Origin of the sequence: Nonomuraea sp. NPDC050328 (assembly GCF_044459405.1) — a bacterium.
Taxonomy (GTDB): Bacteria; Actinomycetota; Actinomycetes; order Streptosporangiales; family Streptosporangiaceae; genus Nonomuraea.
In genome coordinates this window covers 87,224-108,498 of the sequence record NZ_JBITIW010000007.1, presented here as the reverse complement: position 1 = coordinate 108,498, position 21,275 = coordinate 87,224, and the positions used below count along the sequence as shown (strand labels likewise).

At 72.0% G+C, this 21,275-nt stretch carries 19 protein-coding genes; 14 read left to right on the top strand and 5 right to left on the bottom strand.

Annotated elements, in window-relative coordinates; all coding sequences use genetic code 11:
- Positions 1-28: 28 nt before the first annotated feature.
- Genes ACIBG7_RS25795 through ACIBG7_RS25785 form a run of 3 tightly spaced genes read left to right on the top strand, consistent with a single transcriptional unit; the run spans position 29 to position 2,729 of the window.
- A complete protein-coding gene (locus ACIBG7_RS25795) occupies positions 29-757 on the top strand; it encodes a (Fe-S)-binding protein (RefSeq protein WP_397337831.1) in 729 nt (242 codons plus the stop codon).
- Positions 757-2,145, top strand: a complete 1,389-nt coding sequence (locus ACIBG7_RS25790) for a lactate utilization protein B (RefSeq protein ID WP_397337830.1) — start codon at positions 757-759, stop codon at positions 2,143-2,145. The genes ACIBG7_RS25795 and ACIBG7_RS25790 overlap by 1 nt, the downstream gene beginning before the upstream one ends.
- On the top strand, positions 2,142-2,729 hold the full coding sequence (locus tag ACIBG7_RS25785) for a lactate utilization protein C (protein WP_397337829.1): 588 nt from the start codon (positions 2,142-2,144) through the stop codon (positions 2,727-2,729). Before ACIBG7_RS25790 ends, ACIBG7_RS25785 begins: the two co-directional genes overlap by 4 nt.
- Position 2,730: 1 nt before the next feature.
- On the opposite strand, the gene ACIBG7_RS25780 is transcribed toward ACIBG7_RS25785, so the two are convergent.
- Entirely contained in the window at positions 2,731-3,675 is a 945-nt protein-coding gene (locus ACIBG7_RS25780) for a Vms1/Ankzf1 family peptidyl-tRNA hydrolase (RefSeq protein ID WP_397337828.1), read from the bottom strand.
- Positions 3,676-3,735: 60 nt separating this feature from the next.
- On the bottom strand, positions 3,736-4,140 hold the full coding sequence (locus tag ACIBG7_RS25775; RefSeq protein WP_357933392.1) for a DUF2795 domain-containing protein: 405 nt from the start codon (positions 4,138-4,140) through the stop codon (positions 3,736-3,738).
- A 67-nt stretch (positions 4,141-4,207) separates the two neighbouring features.
- Between ACIBG7_RS25775 and ACIBG7_RS25770 the strand changes: the two genes are divergently transcribed.
- From ACIBG7_RS25770 to ACIBG7_RS25720, 11 genes are all read left to right on the top strand, one after another.
- Positions 4,208-5,383, top strand: a complete 1,176-nt coding sequence (locus tag ACIBG7_RS25770; RefSeq protein WP_397337827.1) for a precorrin-6Y C5,15-methyltransferase (decarboxylating) subunit CbiT — start codon at positions 4,208-4,210, stop codon at positions 5,381-5,383.
- Positions 5,384-5,433: 50 nt separating this feature from the next.
- Positions 5,434-6,240, top strand: coding sequence for a sirohydrochlorin chelatase (locus ACIBG7_RS25765; RefSeq protein WP_357933398.1), 807 nt, complete (start codon positions 5,434-5,436; stop codon positions 6,238-6,240).
- 120 nt (positions 6,241-6,360) lie between these two features.
- On the top strand, positions 6,361-7,548 hold the full coding sequence (locus tag ACIBG7_RS25760) for a nicotinate-nucleotide--dimethylbenzimidazole phosphoribosyltransferase (RefSeq protein ID WP_397337826.1): 1,188 nt from the start codon (positions 6,361-6,363) through the stop codon (positions 7,546-7,548).
- Between the two features lie 10 nt (positions 7,549-7,558).
- Positions 7,559-8,572, top strand: a complete 1,014-nt coding sequence (gene speB, locus ACIBG7_RS25755) for an agmatinase (protein ID WP_397337825.1) — start codon at positions 7,559-7,561, stop codon at positions 8,570-8,572.
- 73 nt (positions 8,573-8,645) lie between these two features.
- Positions 8,646-9,878 carry a uroporphyrinogen-III C-methyltransferase gene (gene cobA / locus ACIBG7_RS25750; RefSeq protein ID WP_397337824.1) on the top strand — a complete coding sequence of 411 codons (1,233 nt, stop codon included), beginning with the start codon at positions 8,646-8,648 and terminating at the stop codon, positions 9,876-9,878.
- On the top strand, positions 9,875-11,791 hold the full coding sequence (locus ACIBG7_RS25745; protein ID WP_397337823.1) for an AAA family ATPase: 1,917 nt from the start codon (positions 9,875-9,877) through the stop codon (positions 11,789-11,791). The genes cobA and ACIBG7_RS25745 overlap by 4 nt, the downstream gene beginning before the upstream one ends.
- A complete protein-coding gene (locus tag ACIBG7_RS25740; RefSeq protein WP_357933410.1) occupies positions 11,788-13,383 on the top strand; it encodes an ABC transporter in 1,596 nt (531 codons plus the stop codon). The genes ACIBG7_RS25745 and ACIBG7_RS25740 overlap by 4 nt, the downstream gene beginning before the upstream one ends.
- Before the next feature lie 189 nt (positions 13,384-13,572).
- Positions 13,573-14,130, top strand: coding sequence for a single-stranded DNA-binding protein (locus tag ACIBG7_RS25735; RefSeq protein WP_357933412.1), 558 nt, complete (start codon positions 13,573-13,575; stop codon positions 14,128-14,130).
- Positions 14,131-14,764: 634 nt separating this feature from the next.
- The gene (locus ACIBG7_RS25730; RefSeq protein ID WP_397337822.1) at positions 14,765-15,916 is read left to right on the top strand and encodes a GGDEF domain-containing protein; all 1,152 of its coding nucleotides are present in this window, start codon (positions 14,765-14,767) and stop codon (positions 15,914-15,916) included.
- A 958-nt stretch (positions 15,917-16,874) separates the two neighbouring features.
- Positions 16,875-18,539, top strand: coding sequence for an energy-dependent translational throttle protein EttA (gene ettA / locus ACIBG7_RS25725; RefSeq protein WP_357933418.1), 1,665 nt, complete (start codon positions 16,875-16,877; stop codon positions 18,537-18,539).
- A gap of 120 nt (positions 18,540-18,659) precedes the next feature.
- A complete protein-coding gene (locus ACIBG7_RS25720; protein ID WP_397337821.1) occupies positions 18,660-19,088 on the top strand; it encodes an acyl-CoA thioesterase in 429 nt (142 codons plus the stop codon).
- Here the strand turns inward: ACIBG7_RS25720 and ACIBG7_RS25715 are convergent.
- Genes ACIBG7_RS25715 through ACIBG7_RS25705 form a run of 3 tightly spaced genes read right to left on the bottom strand, consistent with a single transcriptional unit; the run spans position 19,060 to position 21,265 of the window.
- Positions 19,060-19,362: a hypothetical protein gene (locus tag ACIBG7_RS25715; protein WP_357933424.1), complete on the bottom strand. Its 303-nt coding sequence runs from the start codon at positions 19,360-19,362 to the stop codon at positions 19,060-19,062. The genes ACIBG7_RS25720 and ACIBG7_RS25715 overlap by 29 nt on opposite strands.
- Before the next feature lie 26 nt (positions 19,363-19,388).
- Positions 19,389-20,888 carry a glycoside hydrolase family 13 protein gene (locus ACIBG7_RS25710; RefSeq protein ID WP_357933427.1) on the bottom strand — a complete coding sequence of 500 codons (1,500 nt, stop codon included), beginning with the start codon at positions 20,886-20,888 and terminating at the stop codon, positions 19,389-19,391.
- Positions 20,885-21,265: a globin gene (locus ACIBG7_RS25705; protein ID WP_357933430.1), complete on the bottom strand. Its 381-nt coding sequence runs from the start codon at positions 21,263-21,265 to the stop codon at positions 20,885-20,887. The genes ACIBG7_RS25710 and ACIBG7_RS25705 overlap by 4 nt, the downstream gene beginning before the upstream one ends.
- Positions 21,266-21,275 lie beyond the last annotated feature (10 nt).

The following is a 21,275-nucleotide window of genomic DNA, read 5'->3' as shown; positions in this document are numbered from 1 at the left end:
TACTGTGGTCAGACCATAAGGGGAAGTTGTGCGGGTCGCCCTCTTCATCACCTGCGTGAACGACACGCTGTTTCCCGGCACCGGACGCGCCGTCGTCACCCTGCTGCGCCGCCTCGGCTGCGCGGTGGAGTTCCCGCAGGCCCAGACCTGCTGCGGGCAGATGCACGTCAACACCGGCTACCGGGCGGAGGGCGTACGGCTGGCCAGGCACTTCACCGAGGTGTTCGGCGACTACGACGCGGTGGTCGCGCCCTCCGGGTCGTGCGCGGCCATGGTGCGCGAGCAGTACCCGAAGCTGGTGAAGGCCGGCAGCCCCGGCGCGGCGGCGATCGAGCGCCTGACGCCCAAGGTGTACGACCTGTCGGAGTTCCTGCTGGACGTGCTGGAGGTCGACGACGTGGGCGCCTACTTCCCGCACCGGGTGACCTACCACCCGACCTGCCACTCGCTGCGCGGCCTGCACCTGGGCGACCGGCCCGCGCGGCTGCTGGGCAAGGTGCGCGGCCTCGACCTGGTCCCGCTGGCCGGCGCGGAGGAGTGCTGCGGCTTCGGCGGCACCTTCGCGGTCAAGAACCCCGCCGTCTCCGCCGCGATGTGCGGCGACAAGGTGCGCAACGTGCTCGACACCGGGGCCGAGGTGCTCTGCGCCGCCGACAACTCCTGCCTGATGCACATCGGCGGCACGCTGCGGCGCCAGCAGTCGGGCGTGCGCGTCATGCACCTGGCCGAGATCCTCGCGTCCACGGAGGCCGTGTGATGAGCGTGTTCGTCGGAATGCCGGGAACCTTCCCGCAGAACGCGGCGCAGGCCGTCCAGAACTCCCAGCTCCGCTTCAACCTGCGCAAGGCCACGCACACCATCCGCGGCAAGCGCGCCGCGGTGGTCGGCGAGCTGCCCGACTGGACGGAACTGCGGGCCGCCGGCAAGGCGATCAAGGACCACACCCTGCGCCACCTCGACCGCTACCTGCTCCAGCTCGAAGCGGCGGTCACCGCCGCGGGCGGCCAGGTGCACTGGGCGCGCGACGCCGCCGAGGCCAACCGGATCGTCACCGGCCTGATCAAGGCGACCGGCGAGCGCGAGGTGGTCAAGGTCAAGTCGATGGCCACCCAGGAGATCGGCCTCAACGAGCACCTGGCTGAGCAGGGCATCACCGCCTACGAGACCGACCTCGCCGAGCTGATCGTGCAGCTCGGCGACGACTTCCCCAGCCACATCCTGGTCCCGGCCATCCACCGCAACCGCGCGGAGATCCGCGAGATCTTCCTGCGGGAGATGCCCGAGGCCCCGCCCGGCCTCACCGACGAGCCGCGCGCCCTGGCCGAGGCGGCCCGCCGCCACCTGCGCGAGCGCTTCCTGAAGAGCAAGGTCGCCGTCTCCGGCGCCAACTTCATGATCGCCGAGACCGGCACCCTGGTGGTCCTGGAGTCCGAGGGCAACGGGCGGATGTGCCTGACCCTGCCCGAGACGCTGATCAGCGTGGTCGGCATCGAGAAGCTGCTGCCCACCTGGCGGGACCTGGAGGTCTTCCTGCAGCTCCTGCCGCGCAGCTCCACCGGCGAGCGGATGAACCCCTACACCTCCACCTGGACCGGCGCGACCGAGGGCCAGACCTTCCACCTCGTGCTCCTGGACAACGGCCGCACCGGGGTGCTCGCCGACGAGGTCGGCCGCCAGGCGCTGCGCTGCATCCGCTGCTCGGCCTGCCTCAACGTCTGCCCGGTCTACGAACGCGCGGGCGGGCACGCCTACGGCTCGGTCTACCCGGGGCCGATCGGCGCGATCCTCACCCCACAGCTCCGCGGCATGGGCAGTGAGCTGGACGCCTCGCTGCCGTTCGCCTCCTCGCTCTGCGGGGCCTGCTACGACGTCTGCCCGGTCGCCATCGACATCCCCGAGGTGCTGGTGGACCTGCGGGCCAAGGCCCCGCACCCGCTGCCCGAGCGGATCGGCATGCGGGCCGCCGGGTGGGTCTTCCGCAAGGACGCGCGGCTCACCCGCGCCCAGCGGGCGGCCGGCCGGCTCCGGCGCTTCGTCCCCAGCCGGCTGCCCGGCGCACTGGGGGCCTGGACCGACACCCGGGAGCTCCCGGAGATCCCGGCGGAGTCGTTCCGCGACTGGTGGCTACGGGAGGGCGACAAGTGAACGCAAAAGACGAGATCCTGGCTCGGGTGCGGCAGGCGGTTACGGGTGCGCCGGAGGTGGAGATCCCGCGCGCCTACCGGCAGCGGGCCGAACCGGCCGACCTGATCGGGCTGCTGGCCGAGCGCATCGCCGACTACCGCGCGACCGTGCACGTGGTGCCCGCCGGAGAGGTGCCGGCCACCCTGACCCGCCTGGCCGCCGGCCGCCGCCTGGCCGCACCGGGCCGGCTCCCGCAACCGTGGCTCGACGCCCTGCCGGAGCCGGAGACCGGCGAGCTGCCGGTCGCCGAACTCGACAAACTCGACGGCGTGGTCACCGGCTGCGCGGTGGCGATCGCCGAGACCGGCACGATCGTGCTCGACGAACGGCAGGGCCGCCGAGCCGCCACCCTGGTGCCCGACTACCACCTGTGCGTCATCGAGGCCGCCCACGTGGTGGCGACCGTGCCGGAAGCGGTCGCCCGGCTCGACCCGACCGGCCCGCTGACCTGGATCAGCGGCCCCTCCGCGACCAGCGACATCGAACTCGACCGGGTCGAGGGCGTGCACGGCCCCCGGACCCTCGAAGTGGTCATCGCGATCTGACCTAGTAGCGGATCACCGCGGCCACGTCCGGCAACTCCGGGCAGAACCACAGCTCGGCGTCGGTCATCGCGGCGGCCCGGGCCAGTGCGGCGTCGGCCCGGTCCTGGACCGGCTCTTCCACCCCCCAGCGGAGCAGTTCCTCGGCCGTGTCGGCGAGCTGGGTGCCGCCGCGGCCGATCCAGACCTCGGCGGGCAGCTCACCGGGCATCAGGACGGCGTGCACCCGGCCCTCCCGCAACACCCGGGCGACCTGCCCGAGCCCCGCGGGCCCGTCGCTGTCACGATGGCGGCCCAGCAGCTCCGACCGCCGCCGCTCCAGCCAGCCGTCCAGCATCGTCTCGACGTCCCTGGTGAAGCCGCCGTGGTCGGTGCGGCTGCCGTGCTCCACCATGAGCACGCGGTCGGACGTCTTGGTGTTCAGCCGGTCTACCAGCGCCGAGCGCGGGCGCGGCTCACCGGCCACGATCACCAGCTCGGCGCCGATCCTGCGCACCTGCTCGTCGATCTCGGTCGCCGCGGCGGCCAGGTCGTGCGACCAGGCCTCCTCGGCGTGCCGCTCGAAGGTGCGCCGCGACCAGCCGCCCTGCGCGGTCTTCTGCAACGGCCAGGTGGTGGCCTCGCCGAGGGCGTGCCGGGGGGAGCCGCCGCCGAAGACGGTCAGCTCCACCCCGGCCCGATCGACGATCACCCTCAGGTGCGGCACGTTCTCGCCGCGGGCGGCGAGCATCGGCACCACGTGCGGCAACGGCGACCACCTGGCCAGTCCGGGTCCCTGCGGCAGGTTCTCCGCCAGGACCACGACCCCGTGCGCGGCGAACAAGGCGCGTGCGGCCGCGGGGGCGCGCAGCTCCTTGTCCAGCGCCTCCAGCGTGACCTGGTCGGCCTCGCCGAGCTCACCGCGCGCCGAGCGCCACCACTGCTCGCGCTCGGCCCCTCTTAAGTACACGGACGCATAAGGCCCCCGATGGTCATAGAGGGGACGGATGAAGTCGAGTCGCACGCCTCGTCACCCGCGCCTCTCCACGCCCAGTCCGAGAGCCTCGGCGACCTCGCCGATGTTGCGGTACTGGCCTTCCGGCACCTTCTCCAGCGCCCTCGCGACCGCATCGGGCACCTCGGGGCGCTCCGCCTGCCGTACCAGCTCCTCCCGTCCGGCAGGGAAGATCGAATCGGGTACCCAGCGGGCCATGTCGCTCCGGAGCTCGACCCCGTAGGCGTCGATCCCCTTGGCCGTTCCGGGCTCGTGACCAGGCGCGTACTTGCGCGGCTCCTGCTCGCCGGCAGCGGGCATGGGCTCAGGCTCCTTCCATTCCTCGGCGCGCGAGGTACCGCCCCCGCGTACCAGACCTTCGGTCTCCTGCTTCTGCTGTTCGTCCAGGCGCGGGCCGTGCTTGTCACTTCCGCGGTCCATGATGTCCCTCACTCCTCTCGGGCATTACTCCCTACCCGGACGCTTCAGGAGGATGCACTCTGGAGGCATGACGGTCACGGTGATTGGCTGGGACGGCCTGGCTCTGGCCCCTGCGGCGGCGGAGGCGATGGCCCGGGCCACCCTCGTCACCGGACCCGACCGGCTGCTGCGCGAGCTCGGGCTCAAGGACGCGGTGCCGTACGGGGAGGACCTGCTCGGGGTCCTGGACGGTCACCTGGAGCACGGCGAGGGCTCGGCGGCGGTGCTCGCCGAGGGCGACCCGGGCTTCTTCGGCGTTGTGCGCGAGCTGCGCGGCCACGGCCTGCGCCCGGCGGTGCTGCCGGCCGTGCCACTGGCCGCCCGCGCCTTCGCCTGCGCCGGGCTCAACTGGGAGGACGCCCTGGTCGTCGCGCCCGAGCACGCCGGGCAGCTCGGCCGCGTGGTCAACGCCTGCCGCGCGCACCACAAGGTCGGCGTGCTCTGCGCGCCCGGCGTCGGGCCGGGGGAGCTGGCCCGCGAGCTGGCGCCCACCACGCCGCGCGCGCTGATCGTCTGCGAGGACCTCGGCGGGCCCGCCGAACGCGTCACGCACAGCCGCATGGGCGAGGCGACCACCCGGCCTTGGAAGGACCCGGACGTCGTGCTCGTCGTCGACCCCCTGCACCGGCCGCAGCCCCGGAGCTGGGTCGCGGGCCCGCGTCCCGGACCTGCGGAATGGGCGCTGCCCGGCGGCGGCCTGCCGCCCGAGGTCCGGGCCTTCGTGCTGGCCAAGCTCGGCCCGCGGCTCGGCGACCTGGTCTGGGACGTGGGCTCCGGCTCCGGCGAGATCGCCGTCGAGTGCGCCAGGCTCGGCGCGGCCGTGGTCGCCGTCGAACGCGACGAGGCCGCCTGCGCCCGCATCCGCCGCCACGTCCTCGACCACGGCGTCAAGGTCGCGCTCACCCGAGGCAACGCCCCGCCCGCCCTCGAACCGCTGCCCGACCCCGACGCCGTCTACGTCGGCGGCGGCGGCCCGGACGTGGTGGTCGCCTGCGCCGCGCGCCGCCCGCGCTCGCTGGTGTGCGTCGTGCGCGCGATCGAGCAGGTCCCGGCGATCCTCGACCGGATGCGCGAGTACGGCTACCGCGCCGAGGGCACCCAGATCCAGGCCGCGCATTTCACGGTTCTCCCAGATGGGACCCATGGTCTGGCGTCCGCGGAGCCGGTTCTGGTGCTCTATGGAGTACCCGCTCACTCGGAGTGACCTGTTATCCTCGCGTGTCCCGCTTTCTTCCCCCGAGGTGAATCCGCGAGATGAAGCCGCCGCTGCTGCTGATCGGGCAGGGCTCGCACGACGATGCCGGCTCGGCCGAGTTCGGCCGGTTCGTGCACCGGCTCCGCTGCCGGCTCGACCAGACCGCCGCCGACGTTTCCGGCGGGTACCTCAAGCAGTCCATGCCACGGCTGAGCGACTCCGTGGCCTCGCTGGTCGCGCGCGGCCACCACCGGCTGGTGGCCTTGCCGCTGAGCCTCAGCAAGGTGGGCGAGGAGTTCCCCGCGGCGATGGCGCTCGAGCAGGAGAGGCACCCAACCCTCATGTACGACACCGGACGTCCCCTGGGCCCCGACCCCCGCGTGCTCTCGCTCCTGGCCGAACGGCTGGAGGAGGCGGTCGCCGACCTGCCCGCCTCCGGCCCGCTCCGCCTGGTGACCGAGGACGAGCCGCAGCCCATCTCCCCTTCCGAGACCGCGATCGTGCTGGTCGGCGAGGGCTCCACCGACCCCGTGGCCAACGCCGAGGTGCACCGCGTCTCGCGGCTGTTCTGGGAGACGCACGGCTACGACTACATGACCGTCGAGACCGCCTTCGTGTCGGTCACCCCGCCCGGCGTGCCCGGCGGCCTGGAGCGCTGCCGCCGCCTGGGCGCGCGCCGGGTCATCGTGCTGCCGTACCTGCTGTTCGCGGGCGGGATGCTGGAGCGGGTCTGGGCCCAGGCCCTGGCCTACGGGGCCGGGCACCCGGACCTCGACATCCGTTGCGCCGAGGTCATCGGGGACTGCGAGGCGCTGGCCGACGTGGTCATCGACCGCTACGAGGAAGCCCTCCAGCCCGTCTCCTGACCTTTGCTGCTCCTGGCCCGTCCCGCCGGTCCTTGATTCGTCCCGCCGTCTTCCCCTGCCCGGCCGTCCCCCTCCCGACCGGCTCACCGTCCTCTGCTCAGGTCCCCTGGGGGTACACCCGTGTCCGACGCCCGCCCGGTGCTCCAGTCCGTCCTCGAAGCCATCCGCCCGGCCGACCCGCGCGCGCTGGCCGCCGCCCGCGCGCACCAGGGCCGCCTCACCAAGCCGCCCGGCTCGCTCGGCGTGCTGGAGGACGTCGCGGTACGGCTGGCCGGTGCGGCCGGCGTCAACCCGCCGCCCATGCCCGCCCCCGCCGCGCTCGCCATCTTCGCCGCCGACCACGGCGTCCACGCCCAGGGCGTCAGCCCGTGGCCGCAGGAGGTCACCGTGCAGATGGTGGCCAACTTCCTGGCCGGCGGCGCGGTCGCCAACGCCTTCGCCGCCCAGGCCGGCGCCTCCGTCACCGTGGTCGACGTCGGCGTCGCCGCCGACCTGCCGCCGGGGGAGGGGCTGCTCGTCCACAAGATCGGGTACGGCACGGCCGACCTGTCCCTGGGCCCCGCGATGACCTCGGACGAAGCGGTCGCGGCCCTGGAGGCGGGCATCTCGGTCGCCCGCAGCCTGGTGGCCTCCGGCGCCCGCTGCCTCATCACCGGGGACATGGGCATCGCCAACACCACCGCCTCGGCCGCCCTCATCGCCGCCTACACCGGCCTGGACCCCGCCACGGTCACCGGCCGCGGCACCGGCATCGACGACGCCACCCACACCCACAAGGTCGCCATCGTCCGCCGCGCCCTGGCTACCAACAACCTCCCCACGGGCTCCGGCGCCCCCACGCCCCCCGCCCTCGCGCCCGCCGCAGGGCCGTCCCCTTCCCCCGAAGTCCACGGAACCCCCGCGGACCTCCCCTCGAAGCCCACGCCGGGGGACGTCGGCGAGGCCCTCAGGATCCTGGCCGCAGTAGGCGGCTACGAACACGCCGCCCTCGCCGGCTTCATCCTGGGCGCGGCCGAAGCCAGAGTCCCGGTGATCCTCGACGGCGTCATCGCCGGCGCCGCCGCCCTGGCCGCCCAGGCCCTGGTCCCGCACGTGACCGACCATTGCATCGCCGGCCACCGCTCGGCCGAGCCCGGCCACGCCGCGGCCCTGATTCACCTGGGCCTCCGCCCCCTCGTAGACCTGGAGCTCCGCCTCGGCGAGGGCACGGGCGGCCTCCTGGCCCACCCCCTGGTCTGCTCCGCCGTACGGGTGATGCACGACGTGGCGACCTTCGACTCGGCGGGAGTGACGGAAAAGCCCGTGTGATGATGGTGGGATGACGCGCTACGGCCCGATGTACGGCCCCGACATCACCTTCCTCGGGGTCGAGCGGTGCGACGTCAACGATCCGGCCACCTTCGCCGGCGCCGACGTCGTGATCATCGGCGCCCCCTTCGACGGCGGCACCTCCCACCGGCCGGGCGCGCGGTTCGGGCCGATGGCGTTGCGCCAGGCCTGCTACCTGCCGCACGACGGCTCCCGCCCGAGCCTGGCCATGCGCGTGGACGCCCTGCGCGACCTGCGGGTCCTGGACGCGGGCGACGTCGAGTGCTTCTCCGGCGACGTGGACACCGCGCTGGCCGCGATCGAGGACGCCGTCCACCGCATCGCGGTCTCCGGCGCGATCCCGGTGGTCCTGGGCGGCGACCACACGGTCGCGCTGCCCGATGCCAGGGGCACGGCCAGGGCCCATGAGCCGGGCCGTACCTCGATGATCCACTTCGACGCGCACGCCGACACCGGCGACATCGCCTTCGGCCACCTGTACGGCCACGGCCAGCCGATGCGCCGCCTGATCGAGTCGGGCGCGATCCGCGGCGACCGCTTCCTGCAGATCGGCCTGCGCGGCTACTGGCCCGAGCCGGAGACGCTGAGCTGGATGGCCGAGCAGAACATGCGCTCGTACGAGATGACGGAGATCGTCCATCGCGGTCTGGAGGAGTGCCTGACCGAGGCGTTCGCCATCGCGCTGGACGAGTGCGACCAGATCTACCTCTCGGTGGACATCGACGTCTGCGACCCGGGGCATGCGCCCGGCACCGGCACGCCGGAACCGGGCGGGTTGTCCTCGCGGCAACTGCTGGATGCGGTGCGTCGAATCTGTTACGAACTTCCGTTGGCCGGGATGGAAGTGGTGGAAGTCGCGCCGCCGTACGATCATGCGGAAATCACGGCATTGCTTGGAAATCGCGTGATTCTGGAGGCATTGTCAGCGATGGCCAGACGACGAAAAGATCTTGCTGATGGCAGGAGCTGGGACCCGCGCCAACCGCTTCTTGACGATCGTTAACACTTCTGTGCAAACAACCCGGTAGGTTTGCCTCCTAAATACACCATTCTTCGCGAACGGGAGATCAGCCGACATGGGCCCCTACCTCCTCGGCCTGCGACTTTCCGGCCGCCGGGTCCTCGTGGTCGGCGGCGGGCGGGTAGCCCAGCGGCGCGTGCCCGCGTTGCTGGAGGCGGGCGCGGTGGTCACGCTCGTGTCCCCGAGCGTCACGTCGGCCCTGGACGATCTCATCGCCGCCGGCCGCATCACCTGGCTGGCCCGGCCATACCAGGTGGGCGACGTGGACGGCGCCTGGCTCGTGCAGGCCTGCACCGACGTCCGCGAGGTCAACGCGGCGGTCGCCGCCGAGGCGGAGGCCAAGCGGGTCTGGTGCGTGCGCGCCGACGACCGCGACGCCTCGGCCGCCTGGACCCCGGCCTCCGGACGCGTGGACGAGATCAGCGTCGCGATCACCGCGGGTGGCGATCCGCGCCGCGCGGCCGGCATCCGCGACGCCGTGGTCGGCGCCCTGCGGGACGGCACCGTGGACGCCCGGCGCAACCGCGCCAAGCCGGTCGGCGTCGCCCTGGTCGGCGGCGGACCCGGCGACCCCGGCCTGATCACCGTGCGCGGCCGGCAACTCCTCGCCCAGGCCGACGTGGTCGTCGCCGACCGCCTCGCCCCGCGCGCGCTGCTCGACGAGCTCGCCGCCGACGTCGAGCTGATCGACGCGGCCAAGGTCCCGTACGGCAGGGCGCTGCCGCAGGAGGAGATCAACGCGATCCTGATCGAGCGGGCCCGCGAGGGCAAGTTCGTGGTGCGGCTCAAGGGCGGCGACCCGTTCGTCTTCGGCCGCGGCGGCGAGGAGGCCCTGGCCTGCGCCCGCGAGGGCATCCCGGTGGTGGTCGTGCCCGGCATCACCAGCGCGGTCGCCGTCCCGGCCTCGGCCGGGGTGCCGGTCACGCATCGGGGGATCAGCCAGGAATTCCACGTGATCTCCGTGCACGTCGCCCCGGACGACCCGCGCTCGACCGTCGACTGGCCCGCATTGGGGCGTTCCACCGGGACGCTGGTGCTGATGATGGCGGTCGAACGGATCGAAAAGATCGCCGAAGCGCTCATTCGCGAAGGACGTTCGCCGGAAACTCCCGTAATGGTGGTACAGGACGGTACTCTTCCGACCCAGCGCGCGGTTGTCGCCTCTCTTTCCACCGTGGCGGAGCGGGTGACCGGAGCCGGCGTACGGCCACCGGCGATCGTCGTCGTGGGTGACGTCGTCAGGGTCGGCCAGGAGGTCGAGATGGTTCGAGCGGAGCGGGTGCCGTGAACACCGCTGCCGACAGGACGGGTGACGCCGCCATGGAGAACGAGCACCCGGAGTCGCTGGGGGAGCAGACTCTGAGCATGTCCGCGATCAAGGAGCCTCCGGCGGAGGAGGACGTGGTCGAGGAGGAACCGGCCGAGGAGCCTGTCGCCGACGACTCCGACTCCTCGGAGGACGCCGGGGAGTCCGGTGACGCTGCCGCGGATGAGGCCGAAGAGGCCGCAGCCGAGGTCGACGAGGCCGAGGGGACGCCTGCCGTACCCGAGGGGGCGACCGAGCAGGAACTGCCCGACGAGGCCGTCGAGCAGCTCACCGGCGCCCTGGCCCAGTTGCGCCAGAGCGTGCTCGACCTGAAGTTCGGCCTCGACCTGCCGGGAGCCGAGGAGGCCAGGCAGGCCCGCGCCGAGCTGCTCGCGCAGTTGGAGGACTACGTCATCCCGCGCGTGCGGGTCAGCAGCGCGCCCGCGCTGATCGTGGTCGCGGGCTCCACCGGCGCGGGCAAGTCCACCCTGGTCAACACCCTCGCCGAGAAGAACGTCAGCCGCACCGGCGTGCGCCGCCCCACCACCGGCACGCCCGTGCTCACCTGCCACCCAGGCGATCTGCCCTGGTTCGCCGACGGCGACCTGCTCGGCGGCCTCAAGCGCATCGAGCAGGTCTCCCGCGACGCCGGCCCGGACAGCCTGGTCGTCGCGGCGACCGAAAAGCTGCCGCAGGGCGTGGCGCTGCTCGACACCCCCGACATCGACTCGGTCGTCGAGGAGCACCACGAGATCGCGCACCGCATGCTCGACGCCGCCGACATCTGGATCTTCGTCACCACCGCCACCCGCTACGCCGACGCGCCCGCCTGGCAGTTGCTCCGCCTGGCCCGCGAGCGCGGGGTACGGTTGGCCATCGTGCTGTCCCGCGTGCAGCCGCGCTCGCGCGAGACGGTGATGAAGCACTTCGTCCGGATGCTCACCGAGTACGGCCTGGGCGACGTGGACCGTTTCGTGGTCGAGGAGTCCAAGGTCACCGACGGCCGCCTGCCCGACAGCGAGATGACCGACCTGCGCATGTGGCTCGCCGAGCTGTCCGTCGACGGCGAGCGCCGCTCGCAGGCGGTCCGGCAGACGCTCAACGGCGTGCTCGACAGCTTCCGCACCCGCGTGCCCGCGCTGGCCAGGCACCTCGAAGGGCACGTCGCCTTCCGCGGCGAGCTCCGCACCGACGTCGAGGCCGCCTATCTGGGCGGTTTGTCCAGGATCGAGGCCGCCGCCCGAGACGGCTCCCTGCTGCGCGGCGAGGTGCTCGCCCGCTGGCAGGACTTCGCCGGCTCCGGCGACCTGCTGCGCACCATCCAGCTCCGCGGCCGCGCGCCCCGGCAGATGCCCGAACGCCTCATGGCCTTCAAGGCCGCGCTCCGCACCGGCCTGGAGTCCCTGATCGTCTCCTCCGCCACCCGCGCCGCCGAGGAGGTCGCCGCCCGCTGGCGCCGCCGCTCCGAGCTGGGCGCCACTCTCGGCGAGGGCCTCGACCGCCCCTCCGAGGAGCTGGTACGGCGAGCCAACCGGGCGGTCTCGGCCTGGCAGGAGCACGTCATGGAGCTGATCCGCACCGAGGGCGTGGCCAAGCGCTCGGTCTCCAAGGTGGTCTCCTTCGACCCCGACGCGCTCTCCCTGATCTTCATGGTCGGCCTGTTCGGCGGCTCCTCCGACGGGGTGCCGCAGAAGCTGGTCAACGCGCTGCTCGGCGCCGAGTCGTTGCGCGCGATCTCCGTCAAGTCGCTCAGCGACCTGCGGGCGCGCGTCAGCATGCTCTTCGACGAGGAGGCCATGCGCTACGTCCGCACCCTGGACGCCGCCGGCATCCCCGACGAGAGCGCGGCCACCCGCCTCTACCAGGCCACGTACAACCTCGAGGTGGCGCGATGACGACGCTCGCCCCAGCCCGGGCGCCGCTCGCCCAGCGGCTCTCCGCCCTGTCCAAGCTCGTCGAGCTCGGACCCGGCCGGCTGGACAAGCCGCTCCTGTCCGAAGCCGGCACCCTGCTGCTGCGCGCCGGCGACCGGCTCAAGCTCTCCTCCGAACACACGGTGGTCGCCCTCGCCGGCGGCACCGGCAGCGGCAAGTCCTCGCTGTTCAACTCGGTTTCGGGGCTGGAGCTGTCGCCCACCGGCGTGCGCCGCCCCACCACCGCTCGCACGCACGCCTGCGTCTGGGGCCTCGAAGGCGCCGCGCCGCTGCTCGACTGGCTGCAGATCCAGTGGCGCCACCGCTTCGCCCGCGCCTCCGCGCTGGACAAGGGCGAGTCGCAGCTCCACGGGCTCATCCTGCTCGACCTGCCCGACCACGACTCCATCCGCGCGCTCACCGACCCCGAGGCCGACCGGCTCATCGGCGTCGCCGACGTGGTCGTCTGGGTGCTCGATCCGCAGAAGTACGCCGACGCGGCCACCCACCGCCGCTACATCGCCGAGCACGCCGGCGCCGACGCGGTCACCGTCTTCGCGCTCAACCAGGTCGACCGGCTCGCCCCCGAGGAACTGGCCGAGCTGGTCATCGACCTCAACGACCTGCTGCGCCGCGAAGGCGTCGCCCACCCGACCGTCGTCACCACCTCGACGGTCACCGGGCGCGGCATCGACTCGCTCAAGAGCGTCCTCGCCGAGGCGGTCTCCAAGCGGCGCGCCGCCGTGCAGCGGCTCGAAGCCGACCTCGACCGGCTGGTCAGGAAGCTCGACGCCCCCGGCGACGCGCCCGCCGCCGTCGACGCCGCGCGCCGGGTCGGCCTCACCGACGCGCTCTGCGACGCCGTCGGCGTCCCGGCCGTCGGGGACGCCATGGAGAACATCTACGCCGAGCGCTCGCGCTCCTACGTCGGCTGGCCGGTCGCCCGGCTCGTCTCGGCGCTGCGGCCCGACCCGCTCAAGGCCCTGCGCCTCACCGACCTCCGCGAGGAGATCGACGGCCTGGCCGACGGCGTCGTCACCGCCCAGCCCGCCGAAGTGGAGAACGCCGTCCAGGCGCTGGCCGACGGCCTCTCCGCCGACATGCGCCCCGCCTGGCGCGCCGCCGTCCAGCACGCCGCCCGCACCCGCTCCGGCCAGTTGCCGCAGGCCCTCTCCGACGAGCTCGAAGAGGTCGCCCCGCAGCTCGCCCGCGTCCCCGGATGGTGGCGGGCGGTGCAGGTCTGGCAGTACCTCCTGGTCGCGGCCTTCCTGCTCGGGGCGGCCTGGATGGTCATCGCCCTGGCCGGCATCCCGGTCGGCATCGCCGCGCTGGGCGACACCGGGTCCCTGCCATGGGTGGGCATCGGCATGGCCGTCGTGCTGGCCATCGGCGCCCTGACCTCGATCGCCTGCCGCAACTTCGTCGTCCTCGGGGCCTCGCGGGAGCGGGAGCGGCTCGAACTGGAGATGCGCCGCCGCGTCGCCACCGTGGCCGAGGGCCTCGTCGTCGAGCCGGTCGAGCGCGAACTGGCCCGCCACCACGAGTACAACGCCGCCCTCCGCGCCCTCAAGTAACCCGGGCCCTGAGGTATCCCCGCCCTCAGGTCACCCCGCGTCGCCTCACGCTGTCGGGCCCTGTCCACACCCGGGGCCCGCCCAGCCGGTCATCCACAGAACCCCATTCGGCAGCGGTGCCGCCCACCCGCTTTCCGCCAACGTGTGTCGCCAGTAGGCGGGCAGCCGGCCCGCCCCGTGGGAGGCACCATGAACGACATCTACATCACCCTCACCGGCAACGTCGCAGCCGAGCCCCGCCAGCACACCTTCGACGACGGAGCGAGGGTCACCTCCCTCCGCGTGGCGTCCAGACACCGGTACTTCGACAAGAAAGCCCAGGTCTGGGCCGACGGCGAGACCGTCTACTTCGCCGTTCGCTGCTGGCGCGGCCTGGCCGACAACGTCGTCCAGTCCGTCCAGGTCGGCCACCCGGTCATCGTCTCGGGCCGGCTCCGCATCCGCGAGTTCGGCCCCGAGGGCGAACGCCGCTTCATGCCCGAGATCGAGGCCTCCGCCGTGGGGCACGACCTCCGCTGGGGTCTGGGCGCCTTCTCCAAGCCGGAACGCTCCGGCCTGACCGGCGGCATCACCCCCGAGCACCGCGAACAGCTCGACGAGGACACCCGCGACTGGGCCCTGCCCGCCGCCGGCCGCTACAGCCGCCCCGGCCCCGACCCCGCCACCGCGACCGACGACCCCGCCGTCCGCGTCCTGGGCGCCCCCGAGGACGACGAAACCTGGACCACCGAACCCCAGGCCGCCTGACCCCCTCAACGGTGCGGCTTGCCGGGCACCCTCGTGTACGGCAAGCCGCCCGGGGCCCAGAAAAGACGAATGCGGCCGCCCACCGAACGAAGGTGAGACAGCCGCGACAAGAGCGCCGCCCGGAACGGAGGGATGGGCGCGAGAGAGGCCCGGACGCCGGCGCGACACCAGATCCCGGCAAGGAAGGCAGGCAGGACGGAGTGGAGGGGAGGAGGGGGCGCCGGTCGGGTCTCAGAGCTGGTGAAACGAGGTCGGAGAGCGGCCGGCCGACGGCTTGTGTCCGTGCCTGACGGCTAGAGCACCGTTCAGGTCCAGGTCACGCCCCGCACCATGGCTGCTCCTTTCCCGGACGGCCCGCTCGCGGAGTGAGCGAACCCACTGAGGCCCCACGAAGAGTGCGGCCATGGGGCCAACGTATCGGTTCCCGTCGCACGACGCACACTCCGCAACTATTGTGTTACACATCGTTAGGCAGAGAGGAGGCGAGATGGCGGCGTCGAGTCACACCTCAGCCAAGCCTCGTGACGGTGTGTCAACCTTGGCCGGCCGTTGGCCGTTGCTCGGACAGCGCCAAGCTCTCGTCATCTACCTATGTGGGATCGTAACTCTGGATCTCGTGGCGATTGTGGCGTTTGTGACTTTTACCGAGTTCGAGTTGCCGCAGTTGCTGACGTTCACCGCATTGATGGCGTGTGGCGCGGTCTGCATCGAGGCCACCCGGCGGCTGGGCATGCCGGCCGGGGTCTCGCGTGACCTGCTGTCGGCCTGGTGGCTTCCCGTCGCGTTGCTTCTTCCCCCCGTGTACGCCCTCTTCGCACCGATCCTGCTGCAGGTGTTGCTGCAGTGGCGGGTGCGGGCCACGGTCATCTACCGCCGCGTGTTCAGCTCGGCGGCCATCGGGCTGGCCGGGTGCACGGCTTCGGTGGTGTTCCATCACTTCGTTCCCGACGTCGCCGTGTTGTCCCGGGGTACGGCGGGGCCGATCCTGCTGGCGGTGGGCTGCGCGGCGCTCTTCGCGGTGCTGAACACCGGGCTGATCGCCGTCGCGGCGCACACCTCCGACCCGGACACCCGCTGGCGGGACGTGCTGTGGGACCGAGAGAGCGCGCTGCTGGACGTGGTCGAGCTCTGCCTCGGGGTGCTCGTGGCGATCGCCTGCGGGATCAACCTCGCGTTGCTCATCCTGACCCTGCCGCCCGTGGTGTTGCTGCAGCGGAGCCTGCTGCACGCCCAGTTGCAGGCCGCGGCGCGGACCGACCCCAAGACCGGGCTGCTCAACGCGGCGGCCTGGCAGCGGGAGGCCGACACCGAGATCGTCCGTGCTCGCCGTACCGGTGAGACGCTGGCGTTGCTCATCGTCGACATCGACCACTTCAAGCGGGTGAACGACACCTACGGGCACCTGGTGGGGGACCAGGTGCTGGCCGGGGTGGCGGCCACGCTCCGGACCCAGCTCCGCGACTACGACGTCGTCGGGCGCTTCGGCGGCGAGGAGTTCGTCGTCCTGCTGCCCCGGGCGGACGTCGCCGAGGCGCGGCGCGTCGCCGAGCGGCTCCGTAGCCGGGTCGGCCGGATGGCCATCGCCGCCGACGAGGCGCTGATCACCGTCACCATCTCGGCGGGGGTCGCGGTCATGAGCCTGCACGGCGACGACCTCATCGAACTGCTCGCCGCCGCCGACCTCGCCCTCTACCGGGCCAAAGAACTGGGCCGCGACCGCATCTGCCTCCCCGCCCCCGCCCAACGCCCCCCCACCACCGAACCAGCCCCCGAACCCCAGCCCTGACCTCTCCTGGGCACTTGGACTGAGCCGCCTGTTGCCTCGTGCCCAGCATGGTGGGCCCACCATGCAGGGGCCCACCATGCCGGGCCCCTGCTCGGGCCCCTGCTCGGCCCCCTGCTCGGGCCCCGCTTCCACGGGTCCACCAGCGCGGCCCCCGATTCCTCGGGTCCACCTCGGCCCGCTCCCTCGGCCCCGTTCCCTCGGCCCCGTCCCCGGGCCGACCTGCGCGGCGCCCTGTCCGAGGTCGGGGCCGAGGCCGGGCAGATCCACCCGAGCCCCTGCTCGCGGGTCACCTTTCGTGGGCCACCGGGCAGAGGCCCGTCCGGGGCCGCGCCGAGGTGCGTGCTCGGGAGCACCTAGCTGCGCGGCCAGCCACCCCCCAGGCCCGCCACCACCCCCCAGGCCCGCCACCACCCCCCAGGCCCGCCACCACCCCGGGCCCGCCACCCCGGCCCGCCACCACCCCGGCCCGCCACCACCCCGGCCCGCCACCCCGGCCCGCCACCACCCCGGCCAACCACCTCGGCCAACCACCTCGGCCAACCACCTCGGCCAACCACCTCGGCCAACCACCCCGGCGCCCCACCCCGAGCACGCCACCACCCCCAGGGCTCTCCATCACCCAGGGCCCGCCAGCGCCCCGGGCCCGCTACCACCCCCAAGGTCCGCCAGCACCTCGGGCCCGCCACCCCGGGCCCGCCACCCCGGGCCCGCCACCTCGGGTCACCTGTGCGCGGCCGCCCGCCCCTCATGGGCCGCCCGTCCCTCATGGGCCGCCCGTTCGGGGGCCGCGTGCTCGGGGTGGTGGCGACTGCGCCCCGGGCCGGCGGCCCGCCGGTTCGGTGGGAGGGCTGGTCGGGTGGTTCGTGTGGGGTTCGTGGGGTGGGGCGGCCGGCTGGGTGCGGGGGCAGCGAGGGAAGTTCGCGCGAGGGGGTCCCCGGGAGGGCCTAAGCTAGGTGGCATGCCGGAGTACATCTACACGTTGCAGCGCGTGCGCAAGGCGCACGGCGACAAGGTTGTCCTTGACGACGTCACGCTGTCGTTCCTGCCGGGTGCCAAGATCGGCGTGCTCGGTCCGAACGGCACCGGAAAGTCGACGCTGCTCCGGATGATGGCCGGTCTCGAGCAGCCGTCGAACGGAGAGGCGCGGCTGATGCCGGGCTTCACGGTGGGGATGCTCCAGCAGGAGCCCCCGCTGAACGAGAGCAAGACGGTGCTCGGAAACGTCCAGGAGGGCGTGGCCGACACGATGGAGAAGCTCGCGCGGTTCAACGAGATCGCCGAGCTGATGGCCACCGACTACAGCGACGAGCTGCTGGCGGAGATGGGCCGGCTCCAGGACGTGCTCGACCACCGCAACGCCTGGGACCTGGACAGCCAGCTCGAGCAGGCGATGGACGCGCTGCGCTGCCCGCCGCCGGACGCCGAGGTGAGCAAGCTGTCGGGTGGTGAGCGTCGCCGGGTGGCCCTGTGCAAGCTGCTGCTGGAGGCCCCCGACCTGCTACTGCTGGACGAGCCGACCAACCACCTCGACGCCGAGAGTGTCAACTGGCTGGAGCAGCACCTGGAGAAGTACCCCGGGACGGTCCTGGCCGTCACCCACGACCGGTACTTCCTGGACAACGTGGCGACCTGGATCCTGGAGCTCGACCGCGGCCGGTGCTACCCCTACGAGGGCAACTACTCCACCTACCTGGAGAAGAAGGCCGCCCGTCTGAAGGTCGAAGGCCAGAAGGACGTCAAGCGCAAGAAGCGCCTGGAAGACGAGCTGGAGTGGGTCCGGTCCAACCCGAAGGCCCGCCAGACCAAGAGCAAGGCCCGTCTGCAGCGCTACGAGGAGATGGCCGCCGAGGCGGACAAGTTCCGCAAGCTCGACTTCGAGGAGATCCAGATCCCGCCGGGCCCGCGTCTGGGCACCACGGTGATCCGGGCCGACCACCTCACCAAGGGCTTCGACGACCGGCTGCTGATCGAGGACCTCTCGTTCGACCTGCCGCGTAACGGCATCGTCGGCATCATCGGCCCGAACGGCGTCGGTAAGACGACCCTGTTCCGCATGATCACCGGGAACGAGACGCCCGACAAGGGGACGATCACCGTGGGCGACACGGTGCAGATCTCCTACGTCGACCAGTCCCGGGCCGGCATCGACCCGAACAAGAACGTCTGGGAGGTCGTCTCCGACGGGCTCGACCACATCAAGGTCGGCCACGTCGAGATGCCTTCGCGCGCCTACATCGCGGCGTTCGGCTTCAAGGGGCCCGACCAGCAGAAGAAGGCCGGGGTGCTGTCCGGTGGCGAGCGCAACCGCCTCAACCTGGCGCTGACCCTCAAGCAGGGCGGCAACGTGCTGCTGCTGGACGAGCCGACCAACGACCTCGACACCGAGACCCTGTCGTCGCTGGAGAACGCGCTGCTCGACTTCCCGGGCTGCGCTGTGATCACCTCCCACGACCGGTGGTTCCTCGACCGGATCGCGACCCACATCCTGGCTTGGGAGGAAGGGTCGAACTGGTTCTGGTTCGAGGGCAACTTCGCCGACTACGAGAAGAACAAGATCGAGCGGCTGGGGGCTGAGGCGGCTCGCCCGCATCGCGTGACCTACCGCAAGCTGACTCGCGACTAGGTCGTAGGGCTGTGCTTGGCGGCCGGGTTCCCTCAGGGGAGCCCGGCCGTTCCGCATCCGAACACCAGGGGCTACCGGACCCGGTCAAAGGTGGGTGAGCGGGGCCGGTACGGTGGCGGGGTGGTTGAGGAGAACGGGCAACACCCCCCGAAGCAACGGCACGTCTTCCAGCGAATGGTCCGCTTCGCCGACATCGACTCGCTGGGCCATGTGAACAACGTCCGCTTCCTGGACTACCTGGAAGACGCCCGCACCGCCATGTTCTTCATCGACGCCGCGGAGAAGTTCAAGGGCCTGGTGATCGCCCGCCACGAGGTGGACTACAAGCGCCCGCTGACCTTCCGCACCACCCCTGTGACGGTGGAGTCGTGGGTGAGCGAGATCCGGCCGGTGCGGTTCGTGCTGGAGTACGAGGTGAAGGACGGCGACGAGGTCTTCGTCCAGGCCCGCTCGGTGCTGGTCTCCTACGACGTCGAGCGCGGCGCCCCCAGACGGCTGACCGAGGACGAGCTGGCCTACCTCACAAGATTTCACATGGAACGTCCCTGACCACCACGCGGTCGAGGGTGAAGGCGCCGGTGTCGGACTGCCCCTCGCCCGGGTTGAGGCAGTAGGTCCGGGGCAGCCGCCCGACGGTGCCGTGGATGTCCAGGCTGTCGGGCGTCTTGTTGAGCATGGACCGGGCGAAGCTGCCCGGCGCCGGGTCCTCCAGGTGCGAGGAGGTGTATCTCGTCCCCACCCAGGTGCAGAATTCTCCCGGCGTGCAGGCGCAGGGCCCGGCGGGGACGAGGAGGGCGGCCACCAGGGTGAGCGAGTGCAGCATGCAGCCCACCCTAGGTGACGGATTCGCTACTGCGTGCTAAGCCAGACGGCTGTGTCGGGCGGCAGCAGGGTCCCGGTGAGGGGCTGGCTGGCGAGGATGACCGAGGAGTGCGGCGGCAGCGGCACGGCTTCCAGCCCGCAGTTGATCGCGCAGATGAGCGGTCCGCGGGTGAAGAAAAGTACATCCGAGGGGGAGTCCAGCCACTCCAAGGTATAAGGAAGGGTTTTCAGCAGGTCACGCCGTACGGATAGGGCTGTCCGATAGAACTCGAGCGTCGAGTCCGGCTTCCCGGCCTGCGCCGCGACGGACAGGTCGGCGAAGATCTCGGGCTGGGGCAGCCACGGCTCCGCCGTACCGAAGCCGAGCGAGACCCCGGAGGCCTCCCAGGGCAGCGGGACCCGGCAGCCGTCCCGGCCGGGCAGGGTGCCCTCGGACTGGAAGAAGATCGGATCCTGCCGCGCCTCGGCGGGGATGTCGGTGACCTCGGGCAGGCCCAGCTCCTCGCCCTGGTAGAGGTAGGCCGAGCCGGGCAGCGCCAGCATGGTCAGCAGGGCCGCCTTGGCGCGGGAGAGCCCGGCGCCGGGGTCCTCCAGGCCGTACCGGGTGCGGTGCCGTACGACGTCGTGGTTGGACAGCACCCAGGTGGCGAAGGGCACCGAGGCCAGGGTGTCGTCGATGACCTTCTTGAAGGCGTCGGCCGACCAGGGCGCCTGCAGCCAGGCGAAGTTGAAGCTCTGGTGCAGTTCGTCGGGCCGCACGTAGCGGGCGAGGTCCTCCGGGTCGTCGGTCCAGACCTCGCCGACGGCCATCCGCTCGCCGGGGTAGCTCTCCAGGACGCGTCGCCAGTCGCGGTAGACCTCGTGCACCTCGGGCTGGCCCCAGATCGGCGAGACCGCCTTGAACGACTGGTCGTCGATGTCCGGCAGCCCGGGCGCCTTGTACAGGCCCATCGCCACGTCGATGCGGAAGCCGTCCACGCCGCGGTCGAGCCAGAAGCGCAGGATGGAGCGGAACTCCTCGTGGATCTCGGGGTTGCGCCAGTTGAAGTCCGGCTGCGACGGCGCGAACAGGTGGAGGTACCAGCTTCCGTCGGCGAGCTGCGTCCAGGCCGGCCCGCTGAAGGTGGACTGCCAGTTGTTGGGGTGGTCACGGAAGATGTAGCGGTCCCGCTTGACACCGCGCAGCGCCTCCTTGAACCACTCGTGCTGCGAGGAGCTGTGGTTCGGCACGATGTCGACGATCACCCGCAGGCCGAGCGCGTGCGCCTCGGCCACCATCGCGTCGAAGTCGGCCAGCGAGCCGAACAGCGGGTCCACGTCGCGGTAGTCGGCCACGTCGTACCCGCCGTCGTTCATCGGCGACGGGTAGAAGGGCGTCAGCCAGACGGCGTCCACCCCCAGCTCCGCCAGGTACGGCAGGCGTTCCCGTACGCCCGCCAGATCCCCGACCCCGTCACCGGAGGCGTCGGCGAAGCTGCGGACATAGATCTCGTAGACGACGGCGTCACGCCACCAGGGGATGCTCATCCATGTGAATTGACCAGGCTATGGGCGGCATAAACCAAATAGTCCCAAAGCCGGGTTTCCTGCTCGGCCGGCAGCTCCAGCGACTCGACCGCGTCGCGCATGTGCCGCAGCCAGGCGTCGCGCTCGGCGTCGCCGATGACGAACGGCGCGTGCCGCATCCGCAGCCGGGGGTGGCCGCGCTCCTGGCTGTAGGTGTTGGGGCCGCCCCAGTACTGGATCAGGAACCCGCGCAGCCGGTCCTCCGCCCCGGCGAGATCCTCTTCGGGATACATCGGGCGCAGCAGCGGATCGGCGGAGACGCCCTCGTAGAAGCGGTGCACGAGACGCTTGAAGGTCTCGTCGCCGCCGACGGCGTCGTAGAAGGAGGGCTCGCTCACGTTGAGTTCC

What these genes read in the sequence shown, in the direction of transcription:
- ACIBG7_RS25775 (WP_357933392.1), bottom strand. Translation starts at nt 4,140, where the DNA reads ATGGACCGCGGAAGTGACAAGCACGGCCCGCGCCTGGACGAACAGCAG.
- ACIBG7_RS25765 (WP_357933398.1), top strand. Translation starts at nt 5,434, where the DNA reads ATGAAGCCGCCGCTGCTGCTGATCGGGCAGGGCTCGCACGACGATGCC.
- ACIBG7_RS25790 (WP_397337830.1), top strand. Translation starts at nt 757, where the DNA reads ATGAGCGTGTTCGTCGGAATGCCGGGAACCTTCCCGCAGAACGCGGCG.
- cobA (WP_397337824.1), top strand. Translation starts at nt 8,646, where the DNA reads ATGGGCCCCTACCTCCTCGGCCTGCGACTTTCCGGCCGCCGGGTCCTC.
- ettA (WP_357933418.1), top strand. Translation starts at nt 16,875, where the DNA reads ATGCCGGAGTACATCTACACGTTGCAGCGCGTGCGCAAGGCGCACGGC.
- ACIBG7_RS25740 (WP_357933410.1), top strand. Translation starts at nt 11,788, where the DNA reads ATGACGACGCTCGCCCCAGCCCGGGCGCCGCTCGCCCAGCGGCTCTCC.
- ACIBG7_RS25715 (WP_357933424.1), bottom strand. Translation starts at nt 19,362, where the DNA reads ATGCTGCACTCGCTCACCCTGGTGGCCGCCCTCCTCGTCCCCGCCGGG.
- ACIBG7_RS25710 (WP_357933427.1), bottom strand. Translation starts at nt 20,888, where the DNA reads ATGAGCATCCCCTGGTGGCGTGACGCCGTCGTCTACGAGATCTATGTC.
- ACIBG7_RS25735 (WP_357933412.1), top strand. Translation starts at nt 13,573, where the DNA reads ATGAACGACATCTACATCACCCTCACCGGCAACGTCGCAGCCGAGCCC.
- ACIBG7_RS25770 (WP_397337827.1), top strand. Translation starts at nt 4,208, where the DNA reads ATGACGGTCACGGTGATTGGCTGGGACGGCCTGGCTCTGGCCCCTGCG.
- speB (WP_397337825.1), top strand. Translation starts at nt 7,559, where the DNA reads ATGACGCGCTACGGCCCGATGTACGGCCCCGACATCACCTTCCTCGGG.